Source organism: Clostridium sp. C2-6-12 (assembly GCF_009928485.1).
Taxonomy (GTDB): Bacteria; Bacillota; Clostridia; order Clostridiales; family Clostridiaceae; genus Clostridium.
Map to the genome: position 1 here is coordinate 47,607 of NZ_JAABNP010000017.1, position 25,769 is coordinate 73,375.

The window sequence follows — 25,769 nt, forward strand, 5'->3', positions numbered from 1 at the left end:
AAGACTGTTCCCCTCTTCTTTAAATGCATTTAATAAATTTCTTTCCTTCCTTATCATATATTATTAAATAAGCCAATTTCCCCTTTGTTTTTACTTCCAATTTTTCTATACCTATCAACATAATGTTTATTGTTTCCGTAACACCATTTTTCAAATATTTAATGGCTACTTTCCCTTCATTACCTTTAATAATCTTGTCTAATTTTTGTGATTTATCCTCTTTTGAAAGAATTATATTATTATCATTTACTATTATTTTTTCAGTATTTCCCTCTGATATAATACTATCTAGATTAATAAAAAAATTTTGATAGTTATTATATCTAACAGTAACTGCTTTAGTTTCCAAATATGATTTATACATTGAAATATATAAACTTATTCCCTCTACTAAAATTATAGTAGTTAAAAAAATATATACTAAAGATTCAATAATAGTAAATCCATATTTCTTCTTAGAATCACTACTATTTTTATGTTTCATCCATCCACCAGCTTTTAATAAATTCTCGCTCTATTACAGCCTCACTCTTTTCGTTTTTTATATTGGTTTGAACTTTAAATCTTATACCAATATTATCTTCACCAATTTTAATAACCTCAATATCATTTCCATTTTCAAGCTCATTAACAGGTGAATTTAATAATTTCTCTGAGAAGTTCTCATAATATTTATATCCTACCTTTTCATCCTTTAATAGTTCTTCTATTTCCTCTTTTGTTAAATTGTATTTAAACTCATTAATAAGATTACTTACATCTCTATTTACTTCTTCTAATAAAATTCTTTCCTTTAAAACCTGTATATTTTTTATACTTGTGCTAACAATAAAAGTTGTTGTAAGTGTTAAAATCATTATTGAAGCAGCAACTTCAATAAGTATACTCCCATGCTTTTTCATATAATTTCATCCTCTTTTATATTAATACAATCAACACCTACTCGAACAGTTACAGTCTGTCTTTCTCTATAATTATCTATAAGCACAATAGATGTTCCATTAGAAATTTTACCATTGGGCCTTATTAATATATTCCTATACTTACCATCCATTGAAATGTCCATAGGTATTTTCAAAACCTTTTCTATTTTATCAGTTCCTTCTACAAATCTAATCTGATTCTTCATAGGATCAATGGTTATTTTCCCATATTTGTTTTTTTCTCTACAAACAGCCTTTCCATAAGAGAGTATATTTTGTATTTCATAAACATAAGCGGTAGTTTTCATATTATTAGATAATTTAAATGCAAATTTATTTAACGATGTTCCCACACTAAATAAAATAGTTAAAATAAATATGCTTACAATTATCTCTATTAAAGTAAATCCTTCTTTTTTCATTACCTAATTCCACTCTTTAAATTATCAAATAATGGTAATACAAATCCTACTAAAAATATAACTATGAAAGCCGCCATTATAAATACAAAAATCGGACTAATTAATCTAAGATATTTTTTTATTTGTTCAGATAACTGATATTCTAAATGAACAGATAATCCTTTAAACCCTTCTTCTATTGTCCCGCCTTCCTCATTAACTTTAATAATAGCTAATGTATATTTTGAAAAAACACCACTTATCTCCAATGCATCAGTAAGAGTTCTTCCACCTAATATATTTTCATTAATATTTTTTATTTTATTTTGCAGATATATAAAGGTAATGCTATCTTCACAATGCTTTAACCCCTTTGAAATATTTATTCCTGAACTAGTTATTATGGAGAAAAACAACACCATAATATACTCAAAAAAAAGCTTAACAATGCTGACTTTAGCAAATTTATCAATACCTACTTTTTTAAAAAAATATTTTAGAACAATTAATAATATTAATGACCAACACACCATAGTAGTGATTGACATAAGAGGATTTTCTTTTAAATTATTATTGAATTCATATATAGCTTTACAGTTTGCAGGCAACCCTATATTCATAGCTTTATATATCTCACAAAAACTAGGTATTATATTGTTTATGAAAAATATACTAAGTATAAACATAGATAAAAGGATAAATAAAGGATAAATACTGGCATTTTTTATTTCCTTTTTTATGAATATGGATTTGCTATAATATGCATTTAGCCCCTTTAATACTGAATATAGCTTCCCCGTATGTTCACCAATAGCAATAATCCCTGTAAAAAATCTTGGATACAAGGTATTAAATTGAGAAAAACCTTCAGATAAGCTATTTCCCTGCTTAATACAATTCAAAACCTTATGCAAACTTTCTTTATAGACTTTATTGTATGAAATATCAGAGACTAATTCCAAAGCTGCTGCAATAGGTATTCCATTTTTATATAGTTGAGCTAGATTGCCAGCAATTAAAACTAGTTGTTCTTCGTTCACTCTTGGTTTAAATAAATTTCTTTCCTTCATAATAGAAAAATTGATTTTTTTATTTTTAGTTTGATTTTTCACGTAATTATGCATTCAATCTTTCTCCTTCAATGAATTCCATATAATCGTTATTAGAGATTTTTCCTTCTCGAAGTAGTTTTTTCAAATCTTCTTTCATTGGATTGTTTGATAAACATTCATTATTTTCTTTTATTGTTTTGCTACTTTCTCCATGTAGGAAATATACTGCACTTACAATCTGTCTCCCTCCATATCCGGAATAATTGCATTGCTTACATCCGCACTTTTTATAAATCGTTATCTCTGGAGTTGAATTTTCCATATCAACCAGCTTACATTTATCACATAAGGTTTTGATTAATCTTTGTGAGATTATACCAACTAATGCATCACTTAATAAATATTCTTTAATCCCCATATTTTCTAATCTTGCATATACCTCTCTGGCAGACTTACAGTGTATTGTACTATATACCTTATGACCTGTTATAGAAGCACGAACCGCCATTGCAGCAGTTTCTTCATCTCTTATTTCACCTATCATAATTACATCTGGATCTTGCCGTAAAATACTTCTTAGTCCTGTTGCAAAATTTATATTTAATTTCGCATTTAAACTCATTTGGTTAATATTAGGAAGTAAAACTTCCACAGGATCTTCAAGAGTTGTTATATTAAATGATTTTGAATCAAGCTCTTTTAACATTGTACAGAGAGTTGTGGTTTTTCCGGAACCAGTTGGACCACTAATTAAAGTCATACCGTTATTTAATGCAACTATTTTTCTAATCAGTTTAACTTGGTCATCAGAAAAACCTAAATCTTCAAGCTTATAATCAAAATTATCACAATATAATATTCTTATAACCAATTTTTCACCATATACTAAAGGAATAGATGATATTCTTAAATCATACTTAGCATTTTTATATTCAACTATAATTTTTCCATCTTGAGGTTTTCTCTTTTCTGTAATATCCATATTAGCCTTTAATTTTATTTTAGATACAAGTGTTACATATTCACTTGTATCTATTTTATGAACTAAAATTAAGGTACCATTTATTCTATAACGAACATTAACATAATTCTTTTGTGGTTCTAAATGAATATCACTTGCTTTATCTTTTATAGCATTAAATATTAAGATTTCTTCTAAACTTTTATCCTCTTCTCCAAAAATTATATTCTTTAAATTCTCATAATTGTTTTTATCTATTTCTCTAAATTCAATCTTTTTGTTATATAAAAAACTTAAGTAATCTTCTGCTTCCTTTGTTATATCATAAGTCACTACAATAACTTCAGTTAAATCCTCCTTAATAGGAATAACTTTATACTTTTCGCAGATTTCTTTCTTTAAATTCTTTGCAGTTTTAAAATCCACATCTCTTATTTCATATTCTTTTATTTTTGACTCCCCCTGCCTTACTAATAGAAATTTTTATATCCTTAGTTAATTCATTTTAGATTCTTGACTGAATCTGAAAATAATATTCATATTAATATTTACCTGTAGAAATTAAAAATTAAAATTATTTTATAGGGATTTTTAAGGGCATATCGTAACAGAATTAATAAATATTATTATGCTGAATTTAATTCATAAAATAACAAAAATACCACAAATTCAGTGCAATTAATGAACTGAACTCGTGGTCCATAAATGAAATATAATATAATTCTTTCATTAGATTATTCTGGATTACATTTTGGCATGAAATAAGCTTTGGGATAGCCACAGCACGGACAACTATTTGGAGCCATTTCGCCCTCATGTATATATCCGCAATTCATACATACCCACCTAATATACTTATTTGATGAAAATATACCATTTTCAAATCTCTTGGATAAATCAGAGTAAATTTCTGCGTGAGACTCTTCTACCTCTCTTAATTCCTTATAAAAACGAGCTATCTCATCTAATCCTTCTTCTAAAGCTATTTCTTCATATGTTTTATAAAGTTCAGCAACATTATCTTCTCTCTCTACTCCATACTTTAAATTATCTGCTGTATTTTTAATCAGTCCTAGAAATTTATTATAAGCAGCTCTAGAATGTGCCAATTCATTTCCTGCAATTCTTTCAAATATTTCTGCTATCCATAAGTAACCTTCATTTCTAGCCTTTTCGGCAAACATTATATAAATATTATTAGTTCTACATTCAACTGCAAAAGTTCTAAAAAGATTTTTTTCAGTTTCTGTACCATTTAAATCCTTAATATTTACCACTCCCATAAATCACTTCATATTAATCTTATGATTATTTCCATAAACTAATTACTAATTCTTTTTGATAAATTAAACAATTTCTGATATTTATTATTTGAATTCCTGTTTATATGATAAAATTATATTAAAATCATATTTTTTACATACAAGTAATACTAAAAAATTAAATTATTAGGAGATATTAATATGTTAATTTATGCAATTATATTTATAACATTCGCTCTTTTATTTTATACAATTGGAATATGGTGTTGTAAAATTCAAAAGAAATTAAAGAAATGGCATTTAATTACGCTTTACTTAGGTCTAACATCAGATATTTTAGGTACAACCATTATGAGTAAACTTGCTGGAAATGGTTTTGAATTTAATTTTCATGGAATAACTGGATTGTTTGGAATACTTCTAATGCTTTTTCAAGCTTTATGGGGAACTAAAGCAATTAGAGATATAAATGAAAATGCTGAAACTAACTTTCTAAAATTTTGTATTCCTGTGTGGATTATTTGGGTAATTGCGTATATTTCAGGTGCAGTTTTAGGTATGACAAGATAATATAAATTCAAAAGATCATCTCTAACCTTTTTATTTATCAATTGTTATTAGAACTGTAAAGTAAAAACACCGCAAATCGAAAATTTACGGTGTTTTTACTTTATAATATATGTATGTATATTAAATACTACTTTTGCATAATACTAATGCTTGTTTTTGTTTACTTTCTCTATATTTTATGAACCTAAAACTCATGTATCCACTAAAAATCATGGTATATGTAGCTATTCTTAACCAATCTAGTTCTTTTTCATTAAATAATACAAGTAAAATATGTACATAAGCTAATAAATAAAATAAATATCCCCATCTTTGCAGTCTTTTCCACTGGATGCCTTTCATTTTCTTCCTTATTTTTTTTATTGACGTTATAAACAACGGTATCATTACAATAAACCCTATAATTCCAATCCCTATATAACTAAAATACAAAATAGGAAAAGTTCCTTCACTTATAATCTTTGGCAACTTAAGTATCAAAAATCTAGCAAAGTATATAATCCCATGAGGCAGCATTGTAATTGAACCTAGTATTGCTAATTCAGCTCTAATGCTAAGTAGCTTCTTTGTTATTGACCATTTAGAATTCAAAGCACCAGCATACATTACTAAAATGAAAAAGGATATTGATATTAGTCCCCTCATAGAAATTTTTTCAATAGTAAGAAGAAACCCATCAATTTTCGCATTAGAAGTAATCCTTAATATTTCATAAATTGAAGTAATAACAGCAATAGTCCCGAAAATCGAATAATAAACATAAGGTAATTTTTTAATAGACTTTGTTAAAGTCAATGCTAAAATTGTTATTAAAATAAAAGTACAAACTAAAATCATTATTATGCTCCTTAAAATATAATTGAGAACGAATTTCATTAACATTATATTTAATTATTTTAATCAAGTCAATACTTAAATTCACTTCATTTTATTTCATGATAAAAAATACCATGGATTCTCTTATGAATCACATGGTATCTCTATTTTCAATTATTTGCTTTTCATTAAACAATATTAGTTTTTATTTCATCTATATCTCTATTAAAATGTTGTTTTAATAGTTAAAATTACTACTAAAGAAAATTTTAACTTCTATAATTTAAAAATACAAAATCTACAGATTCCTTAGATACGGCACTTATACTACCATCTTGTGCATAGGTGTAAACCTGCTCATTATTAGAGCTCACATTATTTGAGCCTACAAATAAAATATTTCCATTATCATCTATTATTAAACCTTTTTTTGTTTTAACTTGTGCAGGAAAATCATAAACGAGTCTTTTAGCTTTATTATTAATCAATTCATATAATGAATCAGTATTACCAAAAATTTTTCCAGTAAAATAAATTTTTTCTTTATTTATAATTATGTCTGAAAGTTCCTCTATATTATCTGTTAAAAGCTTAACATCCTTTGTTTTCTTATCTATCATGATTAATTCTTTCTTATTTTCTAATGTTAATTGTAAGAATACAACATTATCTATTGTTCCCTTTATAAATGCTAAATATCCTTCTTTAATTTTATAAAGTAACTCTTCTTTATTTTCTTTTATATCATATGTGAATAATCCATTCACTCCATCATTACTGACTCCATAATATACTAAAGTATTAACATCATACCAATCATACAAAGTTCCTGATATTGAAACATCAGATTTCATTTCTATTTCCTTATTTTTATCTGCATCAAATATTTTAAGCTTAAGTCCATTATCTTCAATAAAATACGATATATATTTTCCATCTTTAGATAACTTAATATCACTATATCCTTTATCTTTGATTTCAAATTTTCTGCCTCCATTTACTACATAAGGCTTACTATCTTCAATTGATATATAATTTGAACTGTTTTTATCATAAGCTAAAACAACATTATTAGTTTTGCTTTTTTCATATTTTCCATTTTCATAATTATATAATTTATAAATTCCTTCTTCGCTTTTTAATACAGCTCCTGCATTTAACTTCATTTCCTCTGCTACATTAGAAGTCTCTATCTTCGGCTTTTCTGAAGAACAACCTAACATAAGCAGAGGAAGAACAATGAAAGCTAAACTGCTCAAACACTTTCGTTTTAATGATTTCATCTTACTCCCTCTTCTTTAACAATTTTTCCCACTTGAATTAGAAATCTACATAAATTTTGTTTATTAGTTCAAAATTTATGTAGATATTTTTGCAATATATTTATAATGAAACTTTCCCCTCAAAAACTACTTCTGCTGGTCCTTTCATGTATACATCATCACCTAAAACTTCTATAACTAATTCACCACCTGGTGCTTTAACAAAAATTTCTTTTTCACTATCTACAAGTCCTAATCTTTTAGCTACAACTACTGAAGCTGAACATCCTGTTCCACAAGCAAGGGTTGCACCTGCTCCTCTTTCCCAAGTGTTAACTCTTATATGAGTATCATCTACTATCTTTACAAAATTAATGTTACTTCCTTCTGGAAACAAATCTAATTTTTCTAATTTAGAACCTTCTCCTATAACGTTGTATTCTCTTTCTTTTTCAAAAATTACAGTATGAGGCACCCCTAACAAAACAGTTGTAATAACATATTTATTGTTTTCCACATTAATTTCATATTCCACAAGACTGTCTATATTCTTTAAAGGTATATCCTTCCCATCATAAGATGGTTTTCCCATATATACTCTTACGTATTTAATTTTATCCCCTTCTAATATTATTTCAATTTCCTTAACTCCATCGCCAGTTTCAACAGAAAATTTAGTTCCATTGGCTATTTTATGTTCATAAACATATTTTCCAAAGCATCTTATAGCATTTCCACACATATTTGCTCTTGATCCATCTGCATTTATTATAACCATTTTTGCATTAGCTATATCTGATTTTCTAACAATAACTAATCCATCAGCCCCAATTCCAAAATGTCTATCGCAAAGCTTTTGTGCCAGTTTACATTCATCTTTAATTTCACAATCAAAATCTTCAATAAATACGAAATCATTTCCAGCCCCTTGCATTTTATAAAAGTTCATTTCTAATTCCCCCTACTTAATATCTTTATTATTATATTTTGTAATAAGATTCAACTATTGCTCATTCACATACAAGGATTATTTAATATATTTGTACTTTCATATTTTGCTAATAATTGATAATTACATACCTAAAATGTTATACTATTCTTAGTTACACTAAGAAAGGATGACATAACATGGCATTAGATGGTATATACTTATATAGTTTAATCAATGATTTACAAAAATCAATATTAAATTCAAAAATAGATAAAATAAATCAACCTGAAAAAGATGAAATTATTTTAACTATACGAAAAGATCGTAGTAATATAAAACTTTTGATTTCTGCATCTCCTCGATTTGCAAGAATTCATTTAACTAATTCGACTAAACCAAATCCAATAAAAGCACCAATGTATTTAATGGTTCTTAGAAAATACATATTGGGTGGAAGAATTATAAGTCTTAATCAAAAAGATAATGATAGAATTATAATAATGGAAATTGAAAATAGAGATGAATTAGGTTTTGATAGTGTATATTCCCTTATTATAGAAATAATGGGACGTCACTCAAATATAACCTTAGTTAGAAACCGAGACAATAAAGTCATGGAATCTATAAAACACATTACGCCTGATATTAATAGCTTTAGAGTATTATATCCCGGTGTTAATTATGTTTATCCACCTTCATCTACTAAATTAGGTCCTTTTTCTACTACTTATGAAGATTTTTCTTCTTATATAAGTAAAAATTCCATTGTTTTTGACACCAATTTTTATTCTAATTGTTTTACTGGAATAAGTAAACTATTATCTAGCGAATTATATTATAACACTATTGAAGTAAATAATTCACCTACAAGATCAGAAATTTATGAAAATTTTAAGAATTTTACAGATAATTTGCAAAAAAATATTTCTTATAATATATATACAAATAAAATTGGCATAGTAAAGGACTTTTATTGCTTAAAATTAAAAACTCTAGAAGAAGAATTTTCGACAACTTCATATGCTGATCCAAATACCTTAATGGATGCTTTTTATGAAAAAAAAGATAAACAGGATAGACTTCAAAATAAATCAATTGATTTACAAAAACTTGTCCATACTAATATTGAAAGATGCAATAAAAAAGCTCGCATTCTTAAGGAAACTCTTACTGAGTGTGAGGAAAAAGAATCTTTCAGAATAAAGGGAGATCTTCTAACGTCTTATATATATACTATAAAAAAAGGAGATAAAGAATGTAATCTCTTAAACTTTTATAATGAAAATGAAGAAGAATATCTTAATATTAAATTAAACGAAACAAAAACCCCTTCTGAAAACATTCAATTTTATTATAAGAAATATAATAAACTAAAAACTTCAGAGGAATATGCTAAAGTTCAGCTTGAAAAGAATCTTGAAGAAATAGAATATTTAAATTCTGTATTAACAAATATATTAAATGTTGATGATTATAGTGAAATTGAAGAAATAAAAAATGAGTTAGTTGAAACTGGTTATATAAGATTTAGAAAAAATAATAAGAATTCTAAAAAGGTTAAAACTTCAAAGCCTCTTCATTTCGTATCAAGTGATGGAATTGATATTTATGTAGGTAAAAATAATTTACAAAATGACTACTTAAGCTTAAAATTTGCTAATAAAAATCATCTTTGGCTTCATGCAAAGGATATTCCTGGCTCACATGTTATTGTTTCTTCTTTTGAAGTTCCAGACAAAACCCTTGAAGAAGCCGCCATAATTGCTGGCTTTTACAGTAAAGGTAAAGACTCTTTAAAAGTTCCTATTGACTATACAAAAGTAAAGGAATTGAAAAAGCCAAACGGTTCAAAACCTGGTATGGTAATTTATCACACAAATAAAACTATCATTATAAATCCAAGTGAATTTAATTCTTTATTTAAATCATAGCTTAAAAAAGCTGGTGAAATCATAAAATTTTATTGATTTTGCCAGCTTTTTTAATTATACCTATCTCAGTTATAATTATATTCATAATATTTATTTTTATAGAAACTTTATTGTTTGAAAGTCCGTATTACAATATAACCGATCTTTTTAGATGTTACAAATTCCGTATTGGGACATAGCTACTCTTTTTATAGGCCAAAATTTACGTATTGCTGGGAAGTTCCGCATTCTGACATATCTACTTCTTTTATAGGTGCATAGCTGCTATTTTTAGAGTACTTATTTAAATAAATAAATCAAATTTTTTCCACGCTTCTTCTAGTAATTCTACATTACTATTAAATAATTCTTTCTTTTCTTTTTCGATGTATACAATTAAAACATTTATTAAACTAAGTGGAGCCGCAAAAGATTCTATAAAGGTAGAATTTTTACTTACTGCTGTTAATGTTACGTCTGAATACGGTACAAGCGGTGATAGCATATTATCCGTAATACTTATAGTAGTTGCACCCCTTTTCTTTAAATAAGTAAAAATTTCTATAGTACTTCTAGCATATTTCTCAAAGCTAATTCCAATAATAACATCTTCCTCCGTAAATTCATTAACCTGCTTTGGTATCTGTTCTATATTTTCTATTAGATTTACATTACTAAACATTAAATCAAGATAATATTTCAGAAAAGTTCCTAATGCAGAAGAGCTTCTCCTTGCAACTATATATATTCTTTTGGCATTTACCAATAAACTGACAGCCTTCTTCAATTCATCTAAATTCAACTCTTCCATGGTGACCTTAATATTATTTAAGTCTTCTGAAAATACCTCATAAATATCTCTATCTTCACCACAGCTCTTTTCTGAATCCGATTTTAAACGTTCAATATTGCTAACTTGTTGTTTAATTGATTCCTGAGTATCCTTTAAGAATTCTGGATACCCTTTGTAACCAAGAAAGATTACAAATCTAGTAACAGTTGCAATACTAACTCCAGATAAACTAGCTAACTTTTCTACAGTCAAAAAGGGTGTACTATTGGGATGTGATAAAATGTATTTTGCTATTTTTTCTTGTGCCTTACTCATATTAGGCATTTTTTCTGCCATCTTTTGATATACTTCTGTCATTGTTTGAACTCCTCCTTTTACTAAATATAAAGCTTTTATTAATTTCTCTCATCGCTCCTGCAGTTTTAATCTGATTTTTTATGAACTCATTCTATAACCAAAAAAGTCATCAAAAAAAGCGCTAACAACCTTAAGTTTGTTAGCGCCTTTGCCATCAAAATCTATTTATTTACATTTTAGCATGTCAAAAAAATCTTGTAAATATCTTTTCATATTTCTATTTATTTACTTCTATTTATTAATTTTATTTAGAATAATCTTTATTAAGTTAACTTCAACTACAATTTTTCTTAATATATTAATCCATTAATTGATTTATTAATGTGTCTCCAAAATTCTTAATCTTGTCATTATCAAAATATTGATAATAATAACATTTTATTTTACCATTATATAATTTTCTATTTTTAGTTGATTTAACCCCAACTGTTTTTTCAAATGGTTCAAAAGAAGTCAAAATGTTAAAATCCCAGCTTTCTAATTTTTTCTTCATATTTCCCATATGTTTATAAATAAGTGGTAATGTTTTTTCTTCTCCTATTCTTTCTCCATATGGTGGGTTAGACACTATAAAACCATGTTTTCTAGAAGTTGAAAACTCCATAAAATCTCTTTTTTGAAATTTTATATATTTATCAACGCCTGCTTTTTTTGCATTTTCCATAGCAACCTTAAGAACTCTATAATCAAGGTCATAACCAATTATGCTTATTTCCTTATGTTTTTCCGATCTTCTTGCGCCTTCTCTTACACTTTCAAAAACATCTTTACTTATAGATGGCCATGTTTCGCATATAAATGTTCTATTTACTCCAGGTGCAATATTTTGAGCTATCATTGCAGCTTCAATCAATATTGTTCCCGAACCGCAAAACGGATCTATAAGCTCAAATTGGTCATCCCATCTAGATATTAATAACATTGATGCAGCTAATGTTTCTTTCAAAGGTGCCGCTCCAGCAAGTTCTCTATATCCTCTCTTATGAAGCCCTGGCCCTGTTGTATCTATAGTTAATGTTACTACATCTTTTAGTATAGATACCTCTATTTTATATACTGGCCCACTTTCGCTGAATTGTTCTATTCCATAACTTTCGCTCATACTCTTTACAATAGCTTTTTTTACTATAGATTGACAATCTGGAACACTGTGAAGTGTTGATTTAATACTCTTTCCAACAACATGCATAACACCATCTAAAGGTATTATTTTGCTCCACTCTACCTTCTTAGCTCCTTGGAATAATTCTTCAAAGGATCTGGCTTCAAATTCAGCCATTTTTATAAGAACTCTATCTGCAGTTCTTAAATGAATATTTGATATAGCAATATCCATTTCATCTCCTTCAAAGGTTACTTTTCCATTTTCAATTTTTAAATCTTCATATCCTAAAGCTCTTAATTCTTTTGCGGTTATACTTTCTATTCCAAATGTACTTGTTGCAATTAATTCATACATATTTTTAAATTCTCCCCTGTTCAAATTGAATACTATTATTTTTTAGTATCATCTGACTCATATATTTTAACAGAATCTTCACCATCAGTTTCCTTTAATAAAACTGCTATAACTTCATTTTTTGACGTAGGAATATTTTTCCCTACATAGTCTGCCCTAATAGGCAATTCTTTATGACCTCTATCTATTAATACTGCCAATTGTATAGCTTTGGGCCTGCTTACATCTACAACTGCATCTATTGCTGCTCTTACTGTTCTACAAGTATATAAAACATCATCTACAATAACTATTTTTTTATCTTTTATATCAAGACCTAAATCTAAATTTCTAACTTCCAAATCTTCATTAACAATAGTTAAATCATCTCTGTATAAAGTTATATCAACAGATGCAACAGGAACCTCTTTTCCTTCTATTCCTTTAATATAACTTGCAATTCTTTGTGCTAAAGGATATCCTCTAGTTTTAATTCCAAGTAAAACTAAATCCTCTACGCCTTTATTTTTTTCAATTATTTCATGAGAAACTCTTATTAATGTTCTATTTATAGCCTTTTCATCTAATAATACAGCTTTTAACTTCATATTATACCTCCGTTATATAAATTTAGTACTAATATGGTTTCCTTCACACCATTCATCTGTCATGTTAAATTAATAATTCATTATTACACTTAAGTAACTCATTATTTTAGTTCATTTCTTAATTTATCTATGATAATTTTAAAATAATCTGGTAACTCTGTGGTAAATTCAACATATGTATTTTGGGTTGGATGAATAAATCCTAATGTCTTTGCATGTAGCATTTGCCCGTTTAATTTAAATCTTTGCTTTTTAAAACCATAAAGAGGATCTCCAACTAATGGGAATCCAATTGATGCCATATGTACTCTTATTTGATGAGTTCTCCCAGTTTCTAACATGCACTTTATTAAGGTATAACCATTATACCTTTCAATAACTTCATAATGTGTTACTGCTCTTTTTCCATCTTGAACAATTCCTATTTTTAATCTGTCCTTTTTGCTTCTTGCCAAAGGTTTATCAATAGTCCCTTTTTCATTTTTTAGCCTTCCTTCAACTAAAGCATAATATTCCCTTTTCATAGAATGATCTTTTAATTGTTCAGAAAGCTTATTATGAGCTTCGTCATTTTTTGCAATTACTAGAACTCCAGATGTGTCCTTATCAATCCTATGAACTATTCCAGGTCTTATAACCCCATTTATACTTGATAAATCCTTACAATGAAAAAGTAAAGCATTTACTAAAGTTCCATTATAATTTCCTGGCGCTGGATGAACCACCATTCCTTGAACTTTATTTACAACTATAACATCTTTATCTTCATATAATATATCTAAAGGTATATCTTCAGCATCCACCATTAATACCTCAGGCTCTTTAATTTCCACTTCTACTTCATCTGAAACCTTCAATTTATAATTACTTTTAGGAATCTTTCCATTTACCTTAACACATTCCTTTTCAATAAGGCCCTGAATAAAAGATCTTGATTTGTCAATAAATACTTCTGCTAAATATTTATCAATTCTTGTCCCTTGGTCTTTTTCTTCAATAATAAAAACATCTTTTTCCATAAATCAATATCCTTTCCTTCAAGTGTATCACTTCAACATTATAATATAACAGCCTTCACTTTACAATTAAAAACTTATTATAAAACATTTACATTCATGTTTTGCTAATAAACATTAACATTTTACAATTATTTTATATTATGATATGCTTAATGAGTACAAGTGGGTATTTTACTGGTATTTGCTTTTATTACATATTTTTTTAATTCGTGTTATTTCTTGTGAGGGGGAATTTATTTATGGACATTATGACAGTTATCAGCTTGGTATTTGCATTCGCGTGTATAATAGCAGGTTTTATTTTTGAAGGTGGTGCACCTTTAGCATTAATACAGCCTAATGCTTTCTTAATAGTTGTTGGTGGTACGTTAGGTGCAGTTGGAATTTCTTTTCCTTCAAAAACACTAAAAAAACTTCCAAAAATCTTATCTATGGCTTTCAAAAGAAAAGAATTAGATTTACAATCACATATATCATACTTTAAAGAAGTTTCTCTTAAAACAAGAAAAAATGGTCTTTTAAGCTTAGATGCCGAATTATCTGAAGCTGATTTAGACCCATTTATAAAAAAAGGATTGCAAATGGTTGTTGATGGTGTTGAACCTTCTACTGTAAAAGGTATATTAAACACTAAGCTAGATAACCTTATTACACGCCATGAGGATTGTATTGAAATGCTTACAGCTGCTGGCGGATATGCTCCTACTATGGGTATAGTTGGAACAATAACAAGCTTAGTCATTGTACTTAGCAATTTAAGTGATGCTGCTGCTATGGGTGGAAGAATTGCAGTAGCTTTTATAGCGACTTTATATGGGCTTGGCACAGCTAATCTTTTCTGGCTTCCTATTGCTAGCAAATTGAAAGAACTTAATAAAGAAGAAATTACTGAAAAAGAGATGATTATTGAAGCCGTTTTGTTAATTCAAGAAGGTGTTAATCCAAATACATTAGTTAATAAACTTTCTAGTTATATAACAGAATCTCAAGCAAAAATATTAGAAGAAGAAATTCAATAGAGGTATGTAAATTATGAGAAGAAGAGGCGTAAAAAAGGAAAAGGATAATACAGAAAGATGGATGCTTTCTTATTTGGATTTTATAACTTTACTTATGATTTTCTTTCTAATGATGTATGCAATCTCTAATGTTGATAATAAAAAGGCTGAGGCACTTGCACACTCATTAAAAATTGGTTTTAACTCTGGCAATGGCGAAAACATAATAGCTGTATCTGATAGTTCAAATACTCCTCCTGCTATTGATGAAGAAACCTTAAAAGCTTTAAAAGAAGCTGAAAAATTAGAGGACATAAAAAAGAAGGTTGACGAACTTGTAGAAACTTCAGAGCTAAAAGGCAGTGTTACTACTTCTATTCAAGAAAGAGGTCTTTTAATAAGCTTTAATGACAGTGTTTTATTTAATAGCGGTGATGCTAAAGTAAAAACTGACTGGTACAATAAACTTGTCTCTATATCTAAAGTATTAAATGAAATTGGTAATTACATACGTGTTGAAGGACATACTGATAATGTGGCCATAAATACTGAATATTATCACTCTAATTGGCAATTATCTTCAGATAGAGCTTCAAATGTAGTTGAATTTTTAATTTCTCAAGGTATAAAACCAGAAAGATTATCAGCTGTAGGCTATGGGGAATATAGACCTATTAAAGGAAATGATACTGAAGAAGGTAAAGCAGCAAATAGAAGAGTTGATATATTAATATTAAACAATAAATTTAATGAATCTGAAACTCAGCAAAAATAAAAACTATAAACGAAGCCATCTGTAAATTAGTTACAGATGGCTTCATTTATATAACTATATTTTCAAAATACATAAAAATAATTATAATGCTTTTAACACACAATAAAAAAAGTACTGCATAAATTTTTACACATGTACTTTTATAAATCTATAATACCAATATTAATATTTTATTCTCCTTGAACAAAAAAACTTTTAATTTCATTCAATTCATCATTTAATAAGGCACGTTCTGAAGCATCTTTCGTATCTTCAATTTTTTCTTCTTTCTTATTTTCCAAAAGTTCTATTTCTTTTTCTACTATGTCTTCTTGAATTGTATCATCCTCTTCTATAGGATCTGTTACGTTATAATTTTTAATAAAATCTTTTTCCAAATCATCAAATGTTTCCAATTGAGTATTCATGAAGTTTCTGTATTTTGCTCTAAATTTAATAAACTCTTGTTTAACCTTTTCATATTCATCATTAATTTGAATAACATCACCATGTGCTTTATCCATAATTTTTTGAGCTGTCTCATTTGCATTTTTTAACATTAATTCAGCTTCCTTTTGAGCTGAATTTTTTGCTTGTTCTGCAGCATTTTGAGCAAGCAATAATGTATTTTGAATTGTAGTTTCAATTTGTGAATAATGTTCAACCTTTTCATTTAAATTTGCAAGCTTTTCTTTTAGATTAGCATTTTCTTTATAAAGCTCTTCGTAATTTTCAACTACTTCATCTAAAAATTCATCAACTTCATCAGCATTATAGCCTCTTAATCCCTTTTTAAATTCTTTATTGTTTATATCCATTGGTGTTAATTTCATACTTTCACCTCAATTATGTATATTTTTTTATGATAACCTTAATTTTTCCACTTTTGCTATTTCCAATAGAATCACCTATAATGAATTTTCCAAATCCTCTTATTGTGATTCGTTCTTCACCCTTAAGTTCATAACTTTTATCTTTAATCTTAACGTAATTTATTAAAACCTGTCCCTGCTCTATCATTGTTGCTGCTTTTGCACGTGACAAATTTGTAATTTTAGAAACTACTCCATCAATTCTTAAAGAAGAAATTAATATAATTTCTTCTTTAAATTTAAACTCAGGAATTTGTTCAATTTTATTAACTACGCTCACCTTACAAACGACCTTAGCAATTTTTTCTAAATTATATAGAATAAAACTTTCTATATCCTCATGAACTGGTACAAAACATACATTTTCATCTACTAATAAATCACCAATTTTGTTTCTTTCGATACCAAGAGAAAGTATTCCTCCTAAGAAATCTCTATGAGTAAGCTTTGAAAACTTTGATGTATTTTCAATCTTAATTAATTTCATAGGAAAAGGACTTTCATATTCATTATTAAAAGAAATCATTCTTCTTTCCGCTTCTCCAAAAAATCCATTGGTTTCTACATTAAAGTTTTTAGTAGATAAATTTTCTTCAAACCAAGTCCAAATATTTGGAGGATAAAAGTATTTACCAAAGGTTGGTATATCTTTATCCCTTGCCAATAAGTATCTTTCATATAAATTTAATGCATCATTTCTATCATCATCTGTAAAGTGGCAACTTATTCTTTCCTTCATTGCTAAAATATAATCCCCAATATAAGTCTTTTTAATATATCAAGTATAAACAATGCTAGTATTGGTGAAAAATCTATTGGTAATCCTGGAATTAATCTATCCTGCAAACCTTTTAGAGGTTCCATCAATGGATATATAAAATTGTGTATAGTACTTACAAATTTATTATTTCCAATTTGAGGAATCCATGAAAGTATAACTTCTAATAATATTGCCAGTTCTAACAGATTAAAAAGCGTTATAACAATAGTTACAATCATATTACCTCCTATTTTGACCAATTAAATAAGGCTTTTGAACTAAGTTCATTTTTTAATTCATTTGTTACTTCAACATTTGATGGTGAAAGAAGATATACTCCTTTTTCAATTTGTTGTAACTCCCCACCTAATGCATAACAAGATCCACTTATAAAATCTAATAATCTTTGTGCGATTTTTAATTCTAATACAGTTGTATTAACTAACACTATTCTTCTATTTTTTAGTGCCTCACAAATTTCAGTAGCTTCTTCATAATCTACTGGTTTAGTTATAGTTACCTTTGTTGCAGAAGATGTGTGAATATTTACAACCTTACTATTTTTTTTGTTTGTTATAACTGGTTCTACATCGTCATCTTCAGCTACTTCTTTTTCATAATCTTCATCCTCGTAGTCATCATATTCCTCATAATCCTCAAATCCTAATAAAGATTTTACCTTTGATAAAACGTTACTCATTAATTACTCCTCCTACATTATAATTTCTCTCTCCAAATATTCCTGTACCAATTCTAACTAAATTAGATCCTTCTTCTATAGCCGTCATAAAATCATGTGTCATTCCCATAGATAATATTTCCATAGATATATTCTTATATCTTTTTTCTTTAAGCTCATTAAATATTTTCTTTGTCTTTCTGAAATATTTCCTGTTACTTTCTTCATCTCCAATTGGAATAATTACCATTATACCTTTTACAGAAACGTGATTACAATTTTCTACCTCTTCTATAAAACCATATAAATCTTCTTCTAAAATTCCACTTTTGCTTTCTTCTTTTCCAATGTTAATTTGAATTAATGTATTTGCAACTTTATCAGCTTTACCAAAAACTCTTTCTATTTCTTTTAATAAGCTGAGACTACCCAAAGAATGTATTAAATAAACCTTATCTACTAAGTATTTTACTTTATTACTTTGAAGTTGTCCTATGAAATGCCATCTAACATCATCATGAAAGTTTTCTGATTTTTTTACCAATTCTTGGACTTTGTTTTCTCCAAAATCCCTCATTCCTGCTATATACGCTTCTTCTAATTCTTCTAGTGGTTTTGTTTTAGAAACTGCTAAAAGCTTTACTTCTTCTGGAATTTTAGATTTAAGTTCCTCAATATTTTGCTTAATCCCACAATGTAACACCTTAAAACGCATCCTTTCTATACTACACTTTGTTTATATTCTATATAAATTTAAAAATTCCTCTAACAAAATATAAATAATTTTTATTTTTTGCTTTCATCACGCTTCATATACTTAATATTTCCACTCGCTGTTGTTGGAGGCATTGTTATTTTATCTTTCTTTTCAATATTTACATATAGTTTTCTAAATATAAGTTCCTTAACATGACTTCCATTCTCTAAAAGAGCAGCTTTCAATTTTTCCGGATCACCTATAACATAAATATTAAAGGGTGCATATTCCATACTTCCATCGTCAAAACCCATGAATGCCCAACTACAAACTACGCCAGTCCATGGAACTACTCTATGATTATTTACACTAATAGCTTCTGCACCAGCTACTCTAAGTTCATTTAGTATTAATTCCATATCATAATAATGTAAAAGTTTATTATCTATTTCATCAGTACTTTCTTCAAGTGGGTTAGTTTTTCCATCCTTTATTGTCAATACAATCCCTGGACCTTCAACTTTATTTAATCCAATAAACATTTCGTAATCACCAATTTGAGATTTCATATCTTCAAGAATTTTATCATCTTTCTTATAATTACTAGTATATTTATTAATTTTGGATTTTTTCTCCATGGTATCTTCTTTTAAATTTCCAATTTCTTTATATAAACCAGCTCTTTCTTCAACTGCATTTTGGTATTCTGATGAATTAAGCTGACTATATGATCGAATTCGTTCAAAATTAAAATTCATTGATATTAAAGTCCCTAGTATTATAGTTGCAATGAAAACAAAGAAAAAACCTTTAGTATTTTTCATTACATCACCTCTCTTTTAATTAATATCATTGTTTTCTTTTTCTATAGAATTCTTCTTGTTTAAGTTTTTTCTTCTAATTTTAAAATCTTCTATTAAAAGCCTTCTAATAATGGCAAAATTATCAAATATTCTTCCACCAAATACAATTACTGCTGCTATATAAATTGGTATTCCTAGTTTATCCCCTAAATATGCAAGGCCTGCAGCAAGAAGCGCATTTCCAAAGAATCCAGATATAAATATATCTGCTTGAAAATTCTTTGAAAGGTTTCCTCTAATTGCTCCAAAAACCGAGTCTAAACATGCAAGTATAGCTACAGACATATATGGTGACAGTTTATCTGATATGTTAACATCAAGTACAAATCCAAGTATTATTCCAATTAATAGTCCTATTACTGCTATCAAATCAACTCTCTCCTATTCTTTTACTAATTTGACAAAATCACTTTTCAATGATTGAGTAGTCTTTCCTATAAATATATCATCTTCTGATTTTACTTCAGTATTATAATTAGGAAGAACTCCATAATCTAATGAGCCTGGAAAAGTTGCTCCTACATTTAGTCTGCCTTTTTCTCCAATAGCCTTAACGATAATTTTTTCTTTTGGGTATACTCTTCCTGAAGACCCCACTGCAAGAGCATTTCCAGCTGTTTTTATTCCTGTTTGAGGAGTTATTCTTATATCATTTACTGATATAGCCTCAGCTCCAGAATACCAGAGAAAATTTACAATATGAACCAATTCATCTTCGCCTAAATCTCTATTACTTTCTGGAGAATTTGTACCAAATATTGAAGATTTAGGTGATATTGTAAGCACAATCCCTGGGCCTTTTACATCGACCACACCTAAATGCATTCTTGCATTATCTAATTGATTTTTTATATCTTTTCCCATATTTCCATCTTTAGCTGCTGTTTCTTCTAGTTGCTTTAACTCATCAGATATTTTTGAATTTGTTTTTATTAATTCTTCCTTTTCTTTCTTTAGAGATTCAATTTCTGCAATTATATCATTTTTATCATAATTATTAATTTTTGCTTCAATATTTTTGCTGGATAAAACTTTAAATTGATATGCTAATAAAAACCCTAAAAGTCCACAAACAATTGCCACAAATATTTGCGATCTAGATACCTTCATGCCATTTTACCTTCCTTTTTTATAATATACTGGTGCTCCATTAAAGCCCACATCTATATACCCTTCTGTAATCCCAATATTAGAATTTTCAATTATGTGTAATAATTTATTCATTTTATCTGGTATATTTTCATCATTTCCAAGCTTTCCTTCAACTTTTCCAATATATATCTTTATATTCATTAAATCAGATACATCAATAGAGTCAATATTATAGTTTGTTGGATTATTTTTTATAATTTTATAAAAAATATCTAAAAAATTTAACATTCTAGAATTATCTATAGTTTTATTTCCAAGTTCAGTGTTTTTTATTTCCAGACCAATTATATTTACTAATTTTCTATTTTCAACATTATCTGTTTTTTCAAGTAATACAGCTCCTCCATCTAGAACATACTTTTGTGCATCCTTCTCTATACAGTATATTCCTTGTTTTTCAGAAATTTTTATATCAACTTCTTTCGGATATACCTTTTTTATCTCTACACTTTCCACATATGGATTTTTTTTTGCTTCGTTTATAATATTTTGTTTATTTATGAAGAAAATATTCTGTCCTATTAGGTTTTCTGTTCTTGTTTTTACATCTTCTCCACTCATTATTGGATTTCCTAAAATTGCTACCTTTTTTATATTGAAGAAATTTGACTTAGTAGCAAATATCATTCCGCTAACTATCAAAATTATAATCAATATAAAAATTCTTTTAATTGTTCTTTTACGCTTCGCCTTTAAAATAAATTTATTATTTTTTACCATACACATCCCTATTCTATACAAGTTAATTATATAATAACACGATTTTTATATATGTTGAAAATTAATTTATTGTATAAAATTTATGACTAACTAAAAAGTATTATAAATTTCAAATTCTAACATATATAATAATAGTTAATACAATAATAACACTTTATAAAAATATTTTCATTAAAATTTACATTAGAATTTTCATAATCATTTAAAAATCATATATATTTTTCATTATATCTAAACCAATACCATTATTGCCGTTATTTTGGCTAACATTATGCATAAAATCTATTATATAATTTTTTAAACACTTAAATACAGGACAAAGATTTTTTCTTTGCCCTGTATTTATTTCAATGTTAAATATCATTTTATATGTCTTTTCCTTCAGTCTGTCGAGATATATTTAATAATACCCCAACAGCCGTCATATTAATTACAAGTGCCGTTCCTCCATAACTTATAAATGGCAGTGGTACTCCTGTAACTGGCATTGAACCAGTAACAACTGCAATATTTATTATAGATTGAACTGCTAAAACCGAGGTTATTCCTATAGCAAGAAGTGTACCATATGTATCTCTTGCCTTCATCGCCACGTTTATTCCCCTCCATATGAGTATTACGAAAAGAGCTATTATAAATGCACATCCTATTAAGCCTAATTCTTCGCCTATAATAGAAAATATGAAGTCATTATGAGGCTCTGGCATATATAATGTTTTTTGTCTTGACTGTCCAAGGCCTAAACCTGTAATTCCTCCTGAACCTAAGGCATAAAAGGATTGTATCAATTGATATCCATCACCTGTTGGAGACTTCCATGGATCAGTAAAATTTAAAAGCCTTCTCAATCTATATGGCTCAAATATAGTGAATATGACTGCTATACCTCCGATAGCAGGTGCTACAATTCCAAATAGATGTTTTATTTGTCCACCAGCTGCAAATAATGTTATAAATGTAACGATCATAATAACTGCAGCTATACTAAGATTTTTTTCTGCCAATACTAAAGCTGCATAAAAACCTGATACTCCAAGATAAGGCAATATACCTGTAGTAAACTTCTTTACACCTTCGCCTTTAATTTCAAGACTCATAGCTAGAAATAATACTATAACGTATTTAGCAAGATCTGACGGTTGAAAACTTTGCGATCCAATATAAACCCATCTTCTCGCTCCATTAGTTGCTGGAAAAAAGAAAACTGCAATTAACAAAGGAATACTTAGTGCCATTATTGCCAATGTATATTTTTTTATCTTATGATAGTCAAAACACATTGCAACACCCATAGCGATAACTCCAATAATTGCTGATATTAATTGCTTCTTTAAAAAAAACATACTGTCTTTATTAGGAGTTGTAAACATTGCAGTATAGGAACTTGCAGAATATACCATAACCACTCCTATTGTTAAAAGCAAAGCTACAGTATAAAATATTCCATAATCTATTTCACCCATTTTTCTTTTACTTTTGGACCTAATGATTTTCATACATAAATCCTCCAAACTCATATAACTAAGGCATACAAAATACCTATATTGCTATAAATCCAATAATACATAAAATTGTCGTAACAATAGAAAAAACTATTACTATTTTTATTTCACTCCACCCTAATTGCTCAAAATGATGATGGATTGGTGACATTTTAAATACTCTTTTACCTGTTAATTTAAATGATGTTACTTGAATAATAACTGACAAAGTTTCAATTACGTATATACCACCAACTATAACTACAAAAACTTCCATCTTAAGCATTAATGCCAGTGTCCCAACAACTCCTCCAAGAGCAAGTGAACCTGTATCTCCCATAAATATCTTAGCTGGAAACGCATTAAATTTCAAAAATCCAAGTAAAGCTCCTATTAGCGCTATTGCAAAAATTGCCACTTCTGAATTTCCTGTTTTAAAACCAACTATTGCAAAAAATGTCAACACTATTATGGTAACAGAAGTTGCAAGTCCATCTACACCATCAGTTAAATTTACTGCATTTGTAACGGCTGCATAATATAATACAACAAAAGGTATATACAACAGACCTAAATTCAATTTAATGCTTGCAAATGGTATTAAAATTTCTGTTCCTATATAAGTATATCCATACCAAGCTAAAGCTACAGAAAATAAAATTAATAATGTCATTTTCTGAGCCGCTTTTAATCCTAAATTATCTTTATGAATTATTTTTAAAATATCATCTAAAAATCCAATGAAACCAAAGGCAAGAAATGAATATAAAATTATCATTTCTTTATCCATAAAGCTATGTCCCATAATTAATATGGCTGCAGCTACTGAAATAAAAAATATAAGTCCTCCCATTGTTGGTGTCCCAGATTTTTTTTGATGACTTTTAGGACCTTCTTTTCTAATATTTTGGCCAAATTTTAATTTGTGCAGCACTGGTATAAATATTGGTCCTAGTATTATTGAAAATACAAATCCCATTATTAACGGTGCTATAATTTTTGAGCTTATTATAAAGTTTACTATTTCCCCCATCTTAGTGTTGCCTAGCGCATCTAAAATCAAAATCTGCTTAGAAGATGCTTATTTAAGGCAAGTCACCTCCTTCGCTTTATTTTACTTTTTCAATATATTTAATTATCTCTTCAAATTTTGCACTTCTAGATGCCTTAACTAAAATAGTATCTCCAAACTGAATCATACTAGCCAAAGCTTCCATTAAGTCTTGTTTTGTTTCAAATACGATTGTATTTTCCTCATAGCCTTTTTTATAGCATTCTTTATATTCACCTGTTGTTAATATAATATCTGCTTTTTCTCTTGCAAACTGTCCAACTTGAGTATGAGCTTCATTTGCAAAATCTCCCAGTTCTCCCATAGTACCAAGTACTGCAATTTTTCTAGTTCCAGAATAATTTTTTAGTACATCTAAAGCAGCCTTCATTGAGTCTGGATTTGCATTATACGAGTCATTAATAATTGTAAAATTGTCTTTTTTTATAAATTCAAGTCTCATGGACGTTGCATTAAAGTTTTTAAGTCCTTGTTCCATTTCTTTAAATGTAAGCCCAAAATCTCTAGAAACTTGTATTCCTATTAATGCATTTAAAACATTGTGCTGTCCAACCATATTTAATGTAAATCTATATGTTTCTTTATCTTTAGTAACCACATTAAAACTTGTTGTTTCAGAAGTTAATTCTAAATCTTCAGCATGAAGGTCATAATTTTCATCATAGCCTATTTTTTCTAATTTAAACTTATCACTTTTTTCAACAGTCTTTAACATATCATTTTCACAGTTTAATATGAGAGAATTTTTTCCTTCAAAAAAATCTACTATTCCCATCTTCTCTTTAAGTATATTTTCTCTAGTCTTTAAATATTCTATATGGGCTACTCCAATATTTGTTATTGCTGCTACATCTGGAAGACCAATACTTGCAAGTCTATTTATTTCTCCAAAATTACTGGTTCCCATTTCTAAAACTGCTATATCATATTCTTTTGAAAGTTCAAATATCATAAGTGGAAGACCTATTTCATTGTTAAAGTTTCCTTGTGTTTTAAATACTCTATATTTTCCGCTTAGAAATGCTGCAACTAAATCTTTAGTTGAAGTTTTTCCTGTAGACCCGGTTATTCCAACAACTTTTATACCTAATTTATTTCTATAAAATCTAGCTAAATCGCCTAAAGCTATCCTAGTATCTTTTACTTTAATGATAGTTCCTCTATTATTTAGTTCTTCTTTTTGAAACTTTACTTCATCAACTATTACTATTGCAGCTCCTTTTTCTATAGCTGAAACAGTATAATCATTCCCATTGAAATTTTCTCCTTTCAATGCAATAAATAAATTGTCTTTTTCAATTTTTCTTGTATCTGTAGAAATTTTATTAAATAAACCATCATTGTTTTGGACTATTATTTCTCCATTTACTGCTTTTATTATTTCTTCTAAATTTAAATCCACTTCATACACCCCTTTT

Annotated in this window: 30 protein-coding genes; 4 read left to right on the forward strand and 26 right to left on the reverse strand. The window is 27.8% G+C overall.

All coding sequences use genetic code 11. The features are described 5' to 3' along the window. Positions 1–19 precede the first annotated feature (19 nt). The 6 genes from GXK56_RS15105 to GXK56_RS15130 all read right to left on the reverse strand — a co-directional run bounded on the left by GXK56_RS15105 (position 20) and on the right by GXK56_RS15130 (position 4,620). Positions 20–484 (reverse strand): hypothetical protein, encoded by a 465-nt coding sequence (locus GXK56_RS15105; protein WP_160688827.1) that lies wholly within the window; start codon positions 482–484, stop codon positions 20–22. After that, positions 474–902 carry a hypothetical protein gene (locus tag GXK56_RS15110; RefSeq protein WP_160688829.1) on the reverse strand — a complete coding sequence of 143 codons (429 nt, stop codon included), beginning with the start codon at positions 900–902 and terminating at the stop codon, positions 474–476. Before GXK56_RS15110 ends, GXK56_RS15105 begins: the two co-directional genes overlap by 11 nt. Then, the gene (locus tag GXK56_RS15115; protein ID WP_160688831.1) at positions 899–1,345 is read right to left on the reverse strand and encodes a prepilin-type N-terminal cleavage/methylation domain-containing protein; all 447 of its coding nucleotides are present in this window, start codon (positions 1,343–1,345) and stop codon (positions 899–901) included. Before GXK56_RS15115 ends, GXK56_RS15110 begins: the two co-directional genes overlap by 4 nt. Then, positions 1,345–2,448, reverse strand: a complete 1,104-nt coding sequence (locus GXK56_RS15120) for a type II secretion system F family protein (RefSeq protein WP_160688833.1) — start codon at positions 2,446–2,448, stop codon at positions 1,345–1,347. Before GXK56_RS15120 ends, GXK56_RS15115 begins: the two co-directional genes overlap by 1 nt. Continuing rightward, complete coding sequence (locus tag GXK56_RS15125) at positions 2,441–3,763, reverse strand: GspE/PulE family protein (RefSeq protein ID WP_243156139.1); 1,323 nt, start codon at positions 3,761–3,763, stop codon at positions 2,441–2,443. Before GXK56_RS15125 ends, GXK56_RS15120 begins: the two co-directional genes overlap by 8 nt. A 308-nt stretch (positions 3,764–4,071) precedes the next feature. Beyond that, positions 4,072–4,620, reverse strand: coding sequence for a rubrerythrin family protein (locus GXK56_RS15130; protein ID WP_160688835.1), 549 nt, complete (start codon positions 4,618–4,620; stop codon positions 4,072–4,074). A 180-nt stretch (positions 4,621–4,800) separates the two neighbouring features. On the opposite strand from GXK56_RS15130, the gene GXK56_RS15135 reads away from it, so the two are divergent. Next, on the forward strand, positions 4,801–5,169 hold the full coding sequence (locus GXK56_RS15135) for an HsmA family protein (protein WP_160688837.1): 369 nt from the start codon (positions 4,801–4,803) through the stop codon (positions 5,167–5,169). A 120-nt stretch (positions 5,170–5,289) separates the two neighbouring features. Here GXK56_RS15135 and GXK56_RS15140 read toward each other — a convergent pair whose 3' ends face one another. The 3 genes from GXK56_RS15140 to dapF form a co-directional block, all read right to left on the reverse strand. Continuing rightward, the gene (locus tag GXK56_RS15140; RefSeq protein WP_160688839.1) at positions 5,290–6,006 is read right to left on the reverse strand and encodes a ferric reductase-like transmembrane domain-containing protein; all 717 of its coding nucleotides are present in this window, start codon (positions 6,004–6,006) and stop codon (positions 5,290–5,292) included. Positions 6,007–6,254: 248 nt separating this feature from the next. Then, positions 6,255–7,268, reverse strand: a complete 1,014-nt coding sequence (locus GXK56_RS15145; RefSeq protein WP_160688841.1) for a hypothetical protein — start codon at positions 7,266–7,268, stop codon at positions 6,255–6,257. Positions 7,269–7,368: 100 nt separating this feature from the next. Beyond that, entirely contained in the window at positions 7,369–8,196 is an 828-nt protein-coding gene (gene dapF, locus GXK56_RS15150) for a diaminopimelate epimerase (RefSeq protein ID WP_160688843.1), read from the reverse strand. Positions 8,197–8,375: 179 nt separating this feature from the next. On the opposite strand from dapF, the gene GXK56_RS15155 reads away from it, so the two are divergent. After that, positions 8,376–10,109 carry an NFACT RNA binding domain-containing protein gene (locus tag GXK56_RS15155; protein WP_160688845.1) on the forward strand — a complete coding sequence of 578 codons (1,734 nt, stop codon included), beginning with the start codon at positions 8,376–8,378 and terminating at the stop codon, positions 10,107–10,109. Positions 10,110–10,392: 283 nt separating this feature from the next. Here GXK56_RS15155 and GXK56_RS15160 read toward each other — a convergent pair whose 3' ends face one another. The 4 genes from GXK56_RS15160 to GXK56_RS15175 form a co-directional block, all read right to left on the reverse strand. Further along, entirely contained in the window at positions 10,393–11,238 is an 846-nt protein-coding gene (locus tag GXK56_RS15160) for a MurR/RpiR family transcriptional regulator (RefSeq protein WP_160688847.1), read from the reverse strand. Between the two features lie 298 nt (positions 11,239–11,536). Beyond that, positions 11,537–12,697, reverse strand: a complete 1,161-nt coding sequence (locus tag GXK56_RS15165) for a class I SAM-dependent RNA methyltransferase (protein WP_160688849.1) — start codon at positions 12,695–12,697, stop codon at positions 11,537–11,539. A gap of 35 nt (positions 12,698–12,732) precedes the next feature. After that, a complete protein-coding gene (pyrR, locus tag GXK56_RS15170) occupies positions 12,733–13,284 on the reverse strand; it encodes a bifunctional pyr operon transcriptional regulator/uracil phosphoribosyltransferase PyrR (protein ID WP_160688851.1) in 552 nt (183 codons plus the stop codon). A 101-nt stretch (positions 13,285–13,385) separates the two neighbouring features. Further along, the gene (locus tag GXK56_RS15175) at positions 13,386–14,303 is read right to left on the reverse strand and encodes an RluA family pseudouridine synthase (protein ID WP_160688853.1); all 918 of its coding nucleotides are present in this window, start codon (positions 14,301–14,303) and stop codon (positions 13,386–13,388) included. A gap of 239 nt (positions 14,304–14,542) precedes the next feature. Between GXK56_RS15175 and GXK56_RS15180 the strand changes: the two genes are divergently transcribed. Then, positions 14,543–15,322, forward strand: a complete 780-nt coding sequence (locus GXK56_RS15180) for a flagellar motor protein (protein WP_160688855.1) — start codon at positions 14,543–14,545, stop codon at positions 15,320–15,322. A gap of 13 nt (positions 15,323–15,335) precedes the next feature. After that, entirely contained in the window at positions 15,336–16,076 is a 741-nt protein-coding gene (locus GXK56_RS15185; protein ID WP_202127895.1) for an OmpA family protein, read from the forward strand. A 170-nt stretch (positions 16,077–16,246) separates the two neighbouring features. Here the strand turns inward: GXK56_RS15185 and GXK56_RS15190 are convergent, their stop codons facing one another. The 13 genes from GXK56_RS15190 to murF form a co-directional block, all read right to left on the reverse strand. Beyond that, complete coding sequence (locus GXK56_RS15190; RefSeq protein WP_160688857.1) at positions 16,247–16,888, reverse strand: DivIVA domain-containing protein; 642 nt, start codon at positions 16,886–16,888, stop codon at positions 16,247–16,249. Between the two features lie 13 nt (positions 16,889–16,901). Continuing rightward, entirely contained in the window at positions 16,902–17,666 is a 765-nt protein-coding gene (locus GXK56_RS15195) for a YlmH/Sll1252 family protein (protein WP_160688859.1), read from the reverse strand. Positions 17,667–17,668: 2 nt separating this feature from the next. Next, the gene (locus tag GXK56_RS15200; RefSeq protein ID WP_160688861.1) at positions 17,669–17,926 is read right to left on the reverse strand and encodes a YggT family protein; all 258 of its coding nucleotides are present in this window, start codon (positions 17,924–17,926) and stop codon (positions 17,669–17,671) included. 8 nt (positions 17,927–17,934) lie between these two features. Continuing rightward, entirely contained in the window at positions 17,935–18,387 is a 453-nt protein-coding gene (sepF, locus tag GXK56_RS15205) for a cell division protein SepF (protein WP_160688863.1), read from the reverse strand. After that, positions 18,380–19,069: a YggS family pyridoxal phosphate-dependent enzyme gene (locus GXK56_RS15210; protein WP_243156140.1), complete on the reverse strand. Its 690-nt coding sequence runs from the start codon at positions 19,067–19,069 to the stop codon at positions 18,380–18,382. The genes sepF and GXK56_RS15210 overlap by 8 nt, the downstream gene beginning before the upstream one ends. An 83-nt stretch (positions 19,070–19,152) precedes the next feature. Continuing rightward, on the reverse strand, positions 19,153–19,887 hold the full coding sequence (locus tag GXK56_RS15215; RefSeq protein ID WP_160688867.1) for a DUF881 domain-containing protein: 735 nt from the start codon (positions 19,885–19,887) through the stop codon (positions 19,153–19,155). 15 nt (positions 19,888–19,902) lie between these two features. Beyond that, positions 19,903–20,295 (reverse strand): small basic family protein, encoded by a 393-nt coding sequence (locus GXK56_RS15220; protein WP_160688869.1) that lies wholly within the window; start codon positions 20,293–20,295, stop codon positions 19,903–19,905. A gap of 12 nt (positions 20,296–20,307) precedes the next feature. Next, on the reverse strand, positions 20,308–21,036 hold the full coding sequence (locus GXK56_RS15225; RefSeq protein ID WP_160688871.1) for a DUF881 domain-containing protein: 729 nt from the start codon (positions 21,034–21,036) through the stop codon (positions 20,308–20,310). A 6-nt stretch (positions 21,037–21,042) separates the two neighbouring features. Next, positions 21,043–21,798: an FtsQ-type POTRA domain-containing protein gene (locus GXK56_RS15230; protein WP_160688873.1), complete on the reverse strand. Its 756-nt coding sequence runs from the start codon at positions 21,796–21,798 to the stop codon at positions 21,043–21,045. Positions 21,799–22,000: 202 nt separating this feature from the next. Continuing rightward, positions 22,001–22,162: a hypothetical protein gene (locus tag GXK56_RS15235; protein ID WP_160688875.1), complete on the reverse strand. Its 162-nt coding sequence runs from the start codon at positions 22,160–22,162 to the stop codon at positions 22,001–22,003. A gap of 1 nt (position 22,163) precedes the next feature. Continuing rightward, positions 22,164–23,294 carry a stage V sporulation protein E gene (gene spoVE / locus GXK56_RS15240; RefSeq protein WP_160688877.1) on the reverse strand — a complete coding sequence of 377 codons (1,131 nt, stop codon included), beginning with the start codon at positions 23,292–23,294 and terminating at the stop codon, positions 22,164–22,166. A gap of 43 nt (positions 23,295–23,337) precedes the next feature. After that, positions 23,338–24,312: a phospho-N-acetylmuramoyl-pentapeptide-transferase gene (mraY, locus tag GXK56_RS15245; RefSeq protein ID WP_160688879.1), complete on the reverse strand. Its 975-nt coding sequence runs from the start codon at positions 24,310–24,312 to the stop codon at positions 23,338–23,340. Positions 24,313–24,388: 76 nt separating this feature from the next. Next, entirely contained in the window at positions 24,389–25,753 is a 1,365-nt protein-coding gene (gene murF / locus GXK56_RS15250) for a UDP-N-acetylmuramoyl-tripeptide--D-alanyl-D-alanine ligase (RefSeq protein ID WP_160688881.1), read from the reverse strand. Positions 25,754–25,769: the final 16 nt, after the last annotated feature.

What these genes read in the sequence shown, in the direction of transcription:
- GXK56_RS15215 (WP_160688867.1), bottom strand. Translation starts at nt 19,887, where the DNA reads ATGAAAAATACTAAAGGTTTTTTCTTTGTTTTCATTGCAACTATAATA.
- GXK56_RS15190 (WP_160688857.1), bottom strand. Translation starts at nt 16,888, where the DNA reads ATGAAATTAACACCAATGGATATAAACAATAAAGAATTTAAAAAGGGA.
- GXK56_RS15130 (WP_160688835.1), bottom strand. Translation starts at nt 4,620, where the DNA reads ATGGGAGTGGTAAATATTAAGGATTTAAATGGTACAGAAACTGAAAAA.
- GXK56_RS15235 (WP_160688875.1), bottom strand. Translation starts at nt 22,162, where the DNA reads ATGATATTTAACATTGAAATAAATACAGGGCAAAGAAAAAATCTTTGT.
- GXK56_RS15135 (WP_160688837.1), top strand. Translation starts at nt 4,801, where the DNA reads ATGTTAATTTATGCAATTATATTTATAACATTCGCTCTTTTATTTTAT.
- spoVE (WP_160688877.1), bottom strand. Translation starts at nt 23,294, where the DNA reads ATGAAAATCATTAGGTCCAAAAGTAAAAGAAAAATGGGTGAAATAGAT.
- GXK56_RS15115 (WP_160688831.1), bottom strand. Translation starts at nt 1,345, where the DNA reads ATGAAAAAAGAAGGATTTACTTTAATAGAGATAATTGTAAGCATATTT.
- GXK56_RS15145 (WP_160688841.1), bottom strand. Translation starts at nt 7,268, where the DNA reads ATGAAATCATTAAAACGAAAGTGTTTGAGCAGTTTAGCTTTCATTGTT.
- GXK56_RS15105 (WP_160688827.1), bottom strand. Translation starts at nt 484, where the DNA reads ATGAAACATAAAAATAGTAGTGATTCTAAGAAGAAATATGGATTTACT.
- GXK56_RS15120 (WP_160688833.1), bottom strand. Translation starts at nt 2,448, where the DNA reads ATGCATAATTACGTGAAAAATCAAACTAAAAATAAAAAAATCAATTTT.
- GXK56_RS15110 (WP_160688829.1), bottom strand. Translation starts at nt 902, where the DNA reads ATGAAAAAGCATGGGAGTATACTTATTGAAGTTGCTGCTTCAATAATG.
- GXK56_RS15175 (WP_160688853.1), bottom strand. Translation starts at nt 14,303, where the DNA reads ATGGAAAAAGATGTTTTTATTATTGAAGAAAAAGACCAAGGGACAAGA.
- GXK56_RS15185 (WP_202127895.1), top strand. Translation starts at nt 15,336, where the DNA reads ATGAGAAGAAGAGGCGTAAAAAAGGAAAAGGATAATACAGAAAGATGG.
- mraY (WP_160688879.1), bottom strand. Translation starts at nt 24,312, where the DNA reads ATGGGGGAAATAGTAAACTTTATAATAAGCTCAAAAATTATAGCACCG.
- GXK56_RS15160 (WP_160688847.1), bottom strand. Translation starts at nt 11,238, where the DNA reads ATGACAGAAGTATATCAAAAGATGGCAGAAAAAATGCCTAATATGAGT.
- sepF (WP_160688863.1), bottom strand. Translation starts at nt 18,387, where the DNA reads ATGAGTAACGTTTTATCAAAGGTAAAATCTTTATTAGGATTTGAGGAT.
- pyrR (WP_160688851.1), bottom strand. Translation starts at nt 13,284, where the DNA reads ATGAAGTTAAAAGCTGTATTATTAGATGAAAAGGCTATAAATAGAACA.
- GXK56_RS15180 (WP_160688855.1), top strand. Translation starts at nt 14,543, where the DNA reads ATGGACATTATGACAGTTATCAGCTTGGTATTTGCATTCGCGTGTATA.
- GXK56_RS15230 (WP_160688873.1), bottom strand. Translation starts at nt 21,798, where the DNA reads ATGGTAAAAAATAATAAATTTATTTTAAAGGCGAAGCGTAAAAGAACA.
- GXK56_RS15225 (WP_160688871.1), bottom strand. Translation starts at nt 21,036, where the DNA reads ATGAAGGTATCTAGATCGCAAATATTTGTGGCAATTGTTTGTGGACTT.
- dapF (WP_160688843.1), bottom strand. Translation starts at nt 8,196, where the DNA reads ATGAACTTTTATAAAATGCAAGGGGCTGGAAATGATTTCGTATTTATT.
- GXK56_RS15195 (WP_160688859.1), bottom strand. Translation starts at nt 17,666, where the DNA reads ATGAAGGAAAGAATAAGTTGCCACTTTACAGATGATGATAGAAATGAT.
- GXK56_RS15155 (WP_160688845.1), top strand. Translation starts at nt 8,376, where the DNA reads ATGGCATTAGATGGTATATACTTATATAGTTTAATCAATGATTTACAA.
- GXK56_RS15200 (WP_160688861.1), bottom strand. Translation starts at nt 17,926, where the DNA reads ATGATTGTAACTATTGTTATAACGCTTTTTAATCTGTTAGAACTGGCA.
- GXK56_RS15165 (WP_160688849.1), bottom strand. Translation starts at nt 12,697, where the DNA reads ATGTATGAATTAATTGCAACAAGTACATTTGGAATAGAAAGTATAACC.
- GXK56_RS15140 (WP_160688839.1), bottom strand. Translation starts at nt 6,006, where the DNA reads ATGATTTTAGTTTGTACTTTTATTTTAATAACAATTTTAGCATTGACT.